Below are 9,051 nucleotides of genomic sequence, written 5' to 3' on the forward strand. Positions count from 1 at the left end.
CAGCGGCCTTCGATACCGACCTTTTCGGCGACGGTGATCTCCACATGGGAGATGGAATTCTGGTTCCACTGGGTTTCGAACAGGCTGTTGGCGAAACGCAGGGCAATGAGGTTTTGCACCGTCTCTTTGCCCAGGTAGTGATCGATACGGTAAACCCGGCTTTCGGGGAAGAACCGTGCTACGGCATCGTTGACCCGACGCGACGACTCCAGGTCGTGGCCAATAGGCTTTTCCAGCACCACACGGGTGCGCGGGGCCAGCCCGGCCTTGTCGAGGTTTTCACAGATTGCCCCATACACCGCTGCCGCCGTGGCGAAGTAAGCGATCAGCGGCAGTTCGCCTGGCAATTGCTCGGCCAGGGCCTGATAGCCCTCGGGCTGAAGAAAATCCAGATGCTGGTATTTCAGCCTGGCGAGAAAGCGTCCCAGCGCTGCTGGCTCGATATCCGCCTCGGGCACATGCCGGCGCAGGTGCGCCTCGATGCTGTTCAGGTGCTCCTGCGCGCTGCCGGCTTCGCGGGCCAGCGCCAACAGGCGGGTGTCCGGGTGCAACAGGTTGGCCCGGTCAAGCTGGTAAAGCGCAGGAAACAGCTTGCGCAATGCCAGGTCGCCGAGGGCGCCAAACAGGGCAAAGGTGCAAGGTTCGACACTGATCGCAGCCATGATGTTGGTTCTTTCCTAAAGTTGGTCTAGGAATACCGCTTTCACATGCGGTTTTCAAGGGATAATGTAGTAAAAACCACAACATTACACACAAGTGTTACAGACAAGTGGTACGCCAACCGCGCCGACAGTACGATAGACGACCGTGCAAAAAGCCTGCTGCTTCCACAGCCGGCTGTCTTCCCGACCCAAGGACACACCCATGGACCGCGTGCGAAACCTCCTGGAGCAGATCCAGGGACGCCTCGACGAGCTGAACAAGGCCGAACGCAAAGTCGCCGAAGTCATCCTGCTCAACCCGCAACAAGCGACCCGTTTCAGCATTGCTGCGCTGGCCCAGGCGGCCAAGGTCAGCGAACCGACCGTCAACCGCTTTTGCCGCTCGTTCGGCGTCAGCGGCTACCCCGAACTGAAGCTGCAGCTGGCACAGAGCCTGGCCAGCGGCGCCGCCTACGTCAGCCGCGCAGTAGAGGCCGACGATGACCCGGCCGCCTACACCCAGAAGATCTTCGCCAGTGCCATCGCCTCGCTCGACAGCGCCTGCCAGCAACTGGACCCGCAACAGGTCAGCCGCGCCGTGGACATGATGATCCAGGCCCGGCAGATCCACTTCTTCGGCCTGGGCGCCTCGGCGCCGGTAGCCCTGGACGCGCAGCACAAGTTCTTCCGCTTCAACCTGGCCGTGTCGGCCCATGCTGACGTGCTGATGCAGCGCATGCTGGCCTCGGTGGCGCACACCGGCGACCTGTTCGTGATCATTTCCTACACCGGGCGCACCCGCGAACTGGTCGAAGTGGCACGCCTGGCCCGTGAAAACGGCGCCTCGGTACTGGGCCTGACCGCCGCCGGCTCGCCACTGGCCAACGCCTGCAGCCTGAGCCTGCACATTCCGCTGCCGGAAGACACCGACATCTACATGCCGATGACTTCGCGGATCATCCAGCTGACGGTGCTCGATGTGCTGGCCACCGGCATGACCTTGCGCCGCGGCGTGGACTTCCAGCCACACTTGCGCAAGATCAAGGAAAGCCTGAACGCCAGCCGCTACCCGATCGAGGACGACGAACTCAACTGAGCCGGTGCGCCTGCAAGCGCAGGTGGGCACGCTGCCCCGGCGCCAGGCTCAGGCCCTCGCCACTGCCGCTGGCGGCCTCGACACAGACGAAGCGTTGGCATTCACGCCCGGTCACGCCCATCAACGGGCGGTTGCCCGGGTGCCAGACCACGGTGTCGTCGCTGTCCCCCGTATCGATGCACAGCTCACGCTGCCAGGCCGGGTCCTGCAGTTGCACACGCGGTGTGCCGGGGTAGACCTTCTGGCAGCCCCCTTTGAGCTTCAGCGCGCCATCTTCTCGGCAGGCCTGGCGGTTCAAGCGGTCGTAACCTTCGATGTCCTCAAGCCCGGACAGCGCTATCTCGGACACGTCACTGATGCGCCAGTAGGCTAGCAGCGCATGGCTCAACTGGCAGGGTTCGCTGTCCTGATGTTCGGTGCTCAGGCTCAGTTCCATGCGGCTACCCAGCCGGGCATGCAGGTCTACCTGCCAGTCACACAGGTCCAGCCGCCATTTCAGGGTCACGCCCTCCTCGTCCTCGCGGCTGTCCACCAGCTTCCAGTCCAGCAACCGTGCCCAGCCATGGGCTGGCCACAAATCCTCACTGGGGTGGCGGCCATACCACGGCCAGCACACCGGCACGCCACCACGGATCGCCCCCACCTGCGGCCACTGCTCGGCGCACCACAGCCAGGGGCGCTCACCCGCTGGCTGAAAGTGCAGCAGTTGCGCGCCCTGGCGACTGAATACCGCCTGGCAACGGGGGTGATCGATGATCAGCACATCGCGCTGCTGGTAACGCTCCCACTCGAATATCGGCCTGGGCCGCTGCGAGGAAAAGAAGCGATGGAGCGGATGTTCGGGCATGGTTCAGAGCTCTTGTTGTTTGAGATAGCGCTGTCTCGGCCTATCCCTGACACCCACTGCAGGCCAGTGGGTGCCGGAAACCGAAAAGGGATTGGCGTAAATTTACAACAATTGCCCTCAGAATGACGACTGAATCTTCAATCCTGCGACCAGCGCGTTGTCCACCTCGTCCACCCCGCCAGGGCTCTTGATGTACTGCAGGTTGGGCCGCACGGTCAGCCAGTTGGTGACGTGAAAGCCGTAATAGAGCTCGGCGTTGTACTCGGTGCGCTGCAGCGGCACGAAGCCTGGGTTGTCGTAATCGCTGATACCGCTCTGGGCATTGAGCAGTTCGGCACGCTTCTTCACGTCGTCATTCACATGAATACGCGCCACGCCGAAGCCGATGTCGTCCTTGGGCCGGGCATCGAAGGCGCCTTTGTAGACCAGCCCCACCTGCTGGTAGTTGTCGACCACGTTGGTGGCCTTGTCGTGCACGGTGAAGTTGGCGAACAGGCTAAGGCCACGGTTGACGTCACCCGCATGGGCAGTGACCTGCTGCTGCGCCACCACCCACCAGCCATGCTTGCTGGAGTGGGACTTGAAGGCCTCGCCGGTCAGCGCCTGGGGGTTGCCGTTGATGTCGTCGTAGACATCGTCGGCCTTGGCCGTGCTGTAGTAGTAGCCCAGGCGGTACTCGCCCGGCAGGCCATTGACCTTGGGAGACCATACCGCCTCGACCGGCAGGATCGCGCCCTTGGTACCGCTGCCGCTTAGCTTGAAGCCGTTGCCGGTTTCCAGGTTGGAGGGGTTCTGCTCGAAGGCACCGACCTGGACGAAAAATTCCGGGGTGATGTTGTATTTAACCCGCAGCGCCCACTGGCTGACCGGCCAGTTGTACCAGATACCGCCCACCCAGTTACCCACCTGCGAGCCGCAGAAGGCCAGGTTCTGGAAGTCGCACGGGAAGCTGTTGAAGTCCTCGCCCGGGCCGAACCGGCCGAGCTTCACATCCAGCGCACCGTCGAAGTATTTCTGCTTGAACCACATCTGGGTCAGGCGCCAGGTCTGGCCGCGGCCCCACACCTCCTGCACCGAACTGAACTGCCCGGCGCGTGGGTCGCTGATACGGTCGTTGGACAGGTTGCGGCCACTGCGCTCGGTAATCGCCAGCTTGAACTCGGCATCGTGCCAGCCAAGGATCTTTTGCAAGTCCAGGTGTGCACCAAGGGCAAACTGATCGCTGTAGCGCGCTGTCTTGTCGTCGTTGTAGCCGCCGTTAAGGTTGCCGGCCACCTCGCCGACGTAGTCGAGGGTGAAGTCGTAGCCCTTCTCCAGCAGCTCAGTGCGGGTGCCGCCCCAATCGCCGGTCATCCATTTCGATTCGCTGGAAAAGGCCTCGGCAGCCTGCGCGCCGCTGCTGCCGACAACGGCGAGCAATGCCAGCGAGCCCAATGTCCTGATGCGTTTGCGCTGTTCCATCCCTTTGCGTCCTCTTTTTTCTTATTGATGGTGTAGACGAGTCAACGGCCTTTGAAGTGAGCCACGTTGTCCTTTGCAGCTGCTGCAGTGCTGGCCAGGTGCAGGCGTTCGCCGCTTTGGGCGTCGAACAGCAGCACCCGGGCCGGGTCGAATTGCAGGCTGAGGGTGTCCCCCACCCGGCACGCCACATCGGGCGCCAGGCGGCAGCACACCTTGGTCTGGTTGAGGGTGACGAATACGAGCAGGTCTGGCCCGGTGGGCTCGGTTACCTGCACCTCGGCACGAATGCCCGGCAGGCCGTTGCCCTCGACGGTGCCCAAGGCAATTTGCTCGGGGCGGATGCCGAGGATGATCTCGCGGCCCTCCAGTTCGTCACCGGCTACGCCCAAGGGCAGCTCGCAGCGTGCCTGGCCGCTGTCGAGCACGGCCAACAAGCGCCCCTCCTGCTGCGTGAGGCGCACCGGAATGAAGTTCATCGGCGGCGAACCAATGAAGCTGGCGACAAACTGGTTGGCCGGGTCGTTGTAGATCTGCTGGGGGGTGCCGAACTGCTGGATGATGCCGTCCTTCATCACCGCCACCTTGTCGCCCAGGGTCATGGCCTCGATCTGGTCATGGGTGACGTACACGGTGGTGGTTTTCAGGCGCTGATGCATCAGCTTCATTTCGGTGCGCATCTCGACGCGCAGCTTGGCATCGAGATTGGACAGCGGTTCGTCGAACAGGTAAATCTTCGGCCGCCGCGCCAGCGCCCGCCCCATGGCTACGCGCTGCTGCTGGCCACCGGACAGCTGCGCCGGCTTGCGCGCCAGCAGGTGCTCGATCTGCAGCAGCTTGGCCACCCGCGCAACCTCTTCGTCGATGGCGGCCTGGGGCAGCTTGCGGATCTTCAGGCCAAACTCGATGTTCTCGCGCACGCTCATGGTCGGGTACAGCGCGTAGGACTGGAACACCATGGCGATGTCGCGGTCCTTGGGGCTCATGCCGCTGACATCCTGGTCATCGATAAGGATCGCGCCACCGGTAATCTGCTCAAGGCCTGCGATGCAGTTCATCAAGGTCGATTTGCCGCAGCCGGAGGGGCCGACCAGGATCAGGAATTCGCCATCCTTGATCGACAGCTGGATGTCCTTGAGGGTATCCGGCAGGCCGCTGCCGTAGGTCTTGTTCACATTGCGAAGTTCGAGCGTTGCCATGACTTACCCCTTGACCGCGCCGGCGGTGAGCCCGCGGACGAAATATTTGCCTGCCACCACGTACACCAGCAGGGTTGGCAGGCCGGCGATCATCGCCGCCGCCATGTCGACGTTGTACTCCTTGGCCCCGGTACTGGTATTGACCAGGTTGTTCAGGGCCACGGTGATCGGTTGCGAGTCGCCACTGGAGAACACCACACCGAACAAAAAGTCATTCCAGATCTGGGTGAACTGCCAGATCAGGCAGACCATGATGATGGGCGTGGACATCGGCAGGATGATGCGGCGGAAAATGGTGAAGAAGCCGGCACCGTCCAGGCGTGCAGCCTTGACCAGCGCATCGGGGATGCTCACATAGAAGTTGCGGAAGAACAGCGTGGTGAAGGCCAGGCCATAGACCACGTGCACCAGCACCAGGCCGCCAGTCGTACTGGCCAGGCCGAGCTTGCCAAGGGTGAACGAGGCCGGCAGCAGCACGGTCTGGAACGGCAGGAAGCAGCCGAACAGCAGCAGGCCGAAGAACAACTGCGAGCCGCGAAAGCGCCACATCGACAGCACATAGCCGTTCAGCGCGCCGATGGCGGTGGAGATAAGCACGGCCGGCACGGTGATCATGATCGAATTCCAGAAGTAACCGCTGACCGTGCCCCAGGCCTTGACCCAGCCAATGCCGGTGATCACCTGCGGCCAACTCAGCAGGTTGCCGGTGCTGATGTCTTCCGGGGACTTGAAGCTGGTCAGCAGCATCACCACCAGCGGCACCAGGTACAGCGCCACGGCCAGCAGCAGCACCGCGTGGATGGCGATACGGCTCATGCTGAGCACGGGCTTTTCGACAGGGCTATGCATGGCGTTTGCTCCGCAGCTCCGAGTACAGGTAAGGCACGAGGATCGCCAGGATCGCCCCGAGCATGAGAATGGCACTGGCCGAGCCCATGCCCATCTGGCCGCGGCTGAAGGTGAAGGCGTACATGAACATCGCAGGCAGGTCGGATGAGTAACCCGGGCCGCCAGCGGTCATCGCCGCCACCAGGTCGAAGCTTTTGATGGCGATGTGCGAAAGGATCATCAGCGCACTGAAAAACACCGGGCGCAGGCTGGGCAGTACCACGGTCCAGTAGATGCGCGGCATGCTGGCGCCATCCATTTGCGCAGCGCGGATGATCGAAGGGTCGACACCGCGCAGGCCGGCCAGGAACATCGCCATGATGAAGCCCGAGGCCTGCCACACGGCCGCGATCACCAGGCAGTACACGACCCGGTCGGGGTCGATCAGCCAGTCCAGACGAAAGCCCTCCCAGCCCCAGTCACGCAGCAGCTTGTCCAGGCCCATGCCGGGGTTGAGCAGCCACTTCCAGGCGGTGCCGGTGACGATCATCGACAGTGCCATGGGGTACAGGTAAATGGTGCGGATGAAGCCTTCGCGGCGAATGCGCTGGTCCAGCAACACTGCCAGCAACACACCGATGGCCAGGCTGATGGCGATGAACAGGCCACCGAACAGCAGCAGGTTCTTGCTGGCCACCCACCAGCGGTCGTTGTCGAACAGCCGGGCGTATTGCGCCAGGCCGGCCCATTTGTAGGTGGGCAGGAAGGTCGAGGTGGTGAAGGACAGCACGAAGGTCCAGAGGATGTAGCCGTAGAAGCCCACCAGGACGATGAACATGCTGGGTGCCAGCACCAGTTTGGGCAGCCAGCGCTGAAGCGCGTCCAGGGGTGAGGCCCGCAGTTGGGCGGTGGTTGTGGTCATAGGTCGGATTCCGAGGTAATGGCGGTGCGATGCACCGCTTCGCGGGCAAGCCCGCTCCCACATGGGCCCTGCTCGCCGCAGGTCTTAGGCAGGGCGCCAGACCTGTGGGAGCGGGCTCGCCCGCGAATAGCGGTTACTGGGCAGCCTTGATCGCCGCCGCCAGTTTCTTCGCCGCATCGGCCGGGTCGGCCTTGGGGTCGTTGATGTAGTTGGTCACCACATCGAAGAACGCGCCCTGCACGGCCAGCGTGGTGGCCATGTTGTGCGCCATGCTTGGCTGCAGGCCGCCGGTTTTGGCATCCGCCAGGAAGTCCTTGGCAGACGCCTGCGCGCAGGTATCAAAGCCATACTTGGCCATGTCGGCCAGCATGTCGTTACGCACCGGGATCGACCCTTTGTTGGTGCTGAAGACCTTCTGGAAGTCCTCACCCAGCACCTTGCGGGCAATGTCCTGCTGGCCGGCAGCCGTGCCGGGGTTGTTCTGCTTGAACACCACCAGCGAATCGATGTTGTAGAGGAAGGCCTTTTCGGTGCCGGGGAACGGCACGCACTGGTAATCCTTGCCGGCGATTTTCTTCGCCAGGGTCCACTCGCTCTTGGCCCAGTCACCCATGATCTGCATGCCGGCCTTGCCGTTGATGACCTTGGCCGCTTCCAGGTTCCAGTCCTGGCCTTTGCCGTCCGGGTCCATGTAGGTGGCGACCTTTTTCAGCTCGGTCAACGCCTTGACCATGTCCGGGCCGGTCAGCGCGGCGCTGTCGAGATCGACCATGGCCTTCTTGTAGCCATCAACGCCCATTACCGACAGCACCACGCTTTCGAACACGGTGCTGTCCTGCCACGGCTGGCCGCCATGCGCGAGCGGGATGAAGCCGGCAGCCTTGAGTTTGTCGGCAGTGGCGTAGAATTCGTCAAGGGTGGTGGGCGCCTTGTCGATACCGGCTTTCTTGAAGACTTCCGGGTTGATCCACAGCCAGTTGGTACGGTGGATGTTTACCGGTACGGCGACGTAGTTACCGTCGTACTTCACGGTGTCGGCGACTTTCTTGTCGAGCAGTGTGTCCCACTGTTCGGCCTTGGCCACCTCCTTGAGCACATCGCCATCGAGCAAGCCGGTGGCCGCCCAGTCCTGAATGTCAGGCCCTTTGATCTGCGCGACACCCGGTGGGTTGCCGGCTACAGCGCGGCTCTTGAGCACGGTCATGGCCGTGGCACCGCCACCACCCGCGACGGCACCATCTTTCCACGTAAAGCCGTCTTTTTCGACCTGGGCCTTGAGCACATCGGCAGCAGCTTTTTCACCCCCCGAAGTCCACCAATGCACGACTTCGACAGTGCCTTTGGGTTCGGCAGCGTGGGCACTGAGCGGGAGTAGGGAAGCCAGGGAGATTGCGGCAGCGAGCCGGAGCGTGGAATTCATCGAAGCACCTTTCTTGTTGTTATACCGTGCAAGTCGAGCGCTTGCGTTGCTTGAAGTCTAAACAGACTGCCCACCTCGCCAGGTAACGAAGCGATGCGTGAATGTCATCGTTTGGTTACATTGCCGGCGCACGCCATACACAGACTCACTCCACGCCACGCGGCAGATACAAGGTCACCCGCAAACCACCCTCCCTCAGGTTCAGCAGGCTCACCTCACCCCCATGGCTGTGGGCGATGTTGCGGGCAATCCCCAGCCCCAGCCCATAACCCTGCTGCTGCGCGGCCAGACGGAAATGCGGCTCGAACACCTGCTCCAGCTGCTGCTGCGGCACGCCCGGCCCTTGATCGTCCACCTGCAGCACAAACCCCTCGGCACTGTCGATGATGCGCAACCGTGCCCGCTCGCCATACTTGATGGCGTTGTCGATCAGGTTGCCGATGCAGCGGCGCAGCGCCAGCGGCTTGCCGGGGTATGGCGCCAGCGCGCGGCCTTCAACCGTGATACGGCCATCGCGCAGGTAGGGCTCGGCCAGGATTTCCAGCACCTGGTTGAGGTCCACCGGCTCGATATTTTCGTGGATGTCGGTGTCTTTCACACACTGCAAGGCGCCTTTGACCAGCAGTTCAAGCTCATCCAG

At 62.6% G+C, this 9,051-nt stretch carries 8 protein-coding genes and 1 pseudogene; 1 reads left to right on the forward strand and 8 read right to left on the reverse strand.

All coding sequences use genetic code 11. From position 1 onward, the window contains the following. Positions 1 to 662 (reverse strand): annotated as a pseudogene (locus APH36_RS03010) (glucose-6-phosphate dehydrogenase); the annotation flags it as partial. 211 nt (positions 663 to 873) lie between these two features. Here APH36_RS03010 and hexR point away from each other — a divergent pair. Further along, positions 874 to 1,737 (forward strand): DNA-binding transcriptional regulator HexR, encoded by an 864-nt coding sequence (gene hexR / locus APH36_RS03015; protein ID WP_169774905.1) that lies wholly within the window; start codon positions 874 to 876, stop codon positions 1,735 to 1,737. Here the strand turns inward: hexR and APH36_RS03020 are convergent. The 7 genes from APH36_RS03020 to APH36_RS03050 form a co-directional block, all read right to left on the reverse strand. Next, positions 1,730 to 2,584: a D-hexose-6-phosphate mutarotase gene (locus tag APH36_RS03020; RefSeq protein WP_060497426.1), complete on the reverse strand. Its 855-nt coding sequence runs from the start codon at positions 2,582 to 2,584 to the stop codon at positions 1,730 to 1,732. The genes hexR and APH36_RS03020 overlap by 8 nt on opposite strands. A 117-nt stretch (positions 2,585 to 2,701) precedes the next feature. Further along, complete coding sequence (locus APH36_RS03025) at positions 2,702 to 4,045, reverse strand: carbohydrate porin (RefSeq protein ID WP_060497427.1); 1,344 nt, start codon at positions 4,043 to 4,045, stop codon at positions 2,702 to 2,704. A 41-nt stretch (positions 4,046 to 4,086) separates the two neighbouring features. Then, complete coding sequence (locus APH36_RS03030) at positions 4,087 to 5,241, reverse strand: ABC transporter ATP-binding protein (protein ID WP_060497428.1); 1,155 nt, start codon at positions 5,239 to 5,241, stop codon at positions 4,087 to 4,089. A gap of 3 nt (positions 5,242 to 5,244) precedes the next feature. Further along, entirely contained in the window at positions 5,245 to 6,090 is an 846-nt protein-coding gene (locus tag APH36_RS03035) for a carbohydrate ABC transporter permease (protein ID WP_060497429.1), read from the reverse strand. Continuing rightward, positions 6,083 to 6,991, reverse strand: coding sequence for a carbohydrate ABC transporter permease (locus APH36_RS03040; RefSeq protein WP_019098213.1), 909 nt, complete (start codon positions 6,989 to 6,991; stop codon positions 6,083 to 6,085). Before APH36_RS03040 ends, APH36_RS03035 begins: the two co-directional genes overlap by 8 nt. Positions 6,992 to 7,124: 133 nt before the next feature. Then, positions 7,125 to 8,411, reverse strand: a complete 1,287-nt coding sequence (locus APH36_RS03045; RefSeq protein WP_060497430.1) for an ABC transporter substrate-binding protein — start codon at positions 8,409 to 8,411, stop codon at positions 7,125 to 7,127. Between the two features lie 145 nt (positions 8,412 to 8,556). Then, positions 8,557 to 9,051: HAMP domain-containing sensor histidine kinase (locus APH36_RS03050; protein WP_177337072.1), on the reverse strand; the 495-nt coding region annotated here is incomplete at its 5' end.

It is taken from the genome of Pseudomonas sp. NBRC 111133 (genome assembly GCF_001320605.1).
GTDB lineage: Bacteria > Pseudomonadota > Gammaproteobacteria > Pseudomonadales > Pseudomonadaceae > Aquipseudomonas > Aquipseudomonas monteilii.

Bases quoted from the DNA above. Each gene is read 5' to 3' on its own strand.
- APH36_RS03020 (WP_060497426.1), bottom strand. From the start codon at position 2,584: ATGCCCGAACATCCGCTCCATCGCTTCTTTTCCTCGCAGCGGCCCAGG.
- APH36_RS03025 (WP_060497427.1), bottom strand. From the start codon at position 4,045: ATGGAACAGCGCAAACGCATCAGGACATTGGGCTCGCTGGCATTGCTC.
- APH36_RS03030 (WP_060497428.1), bottom strand. From the start codon at position 5,241: ATGGCAACGCTCGAACTTCGCAATGTGAACAAGACCTACGGCAGCGGC.
- APH36_RS03035 (WP_060497429.1), bottom strand. From the start codon at position 6,090: ATGCATAGCCCTGTCGAAAAGCCCGTGCTCAGCATGAGCCGTATCGCC.
- APH36_RS03040 (WP_019098213.1), bottom strand. From the start codon at position 6,991: ATGACCACAACCACCGCCCAACTGCGGGCCTCACCCCTGGACGCGCTT.
- APH36_RS03045 (WP_060497430.1), bottom strand. From the start codon at position 8,411: ATGAATTCCACGCTCCGGCTCGCTGCCGCAATCTCCCTGGCTTCCCTA.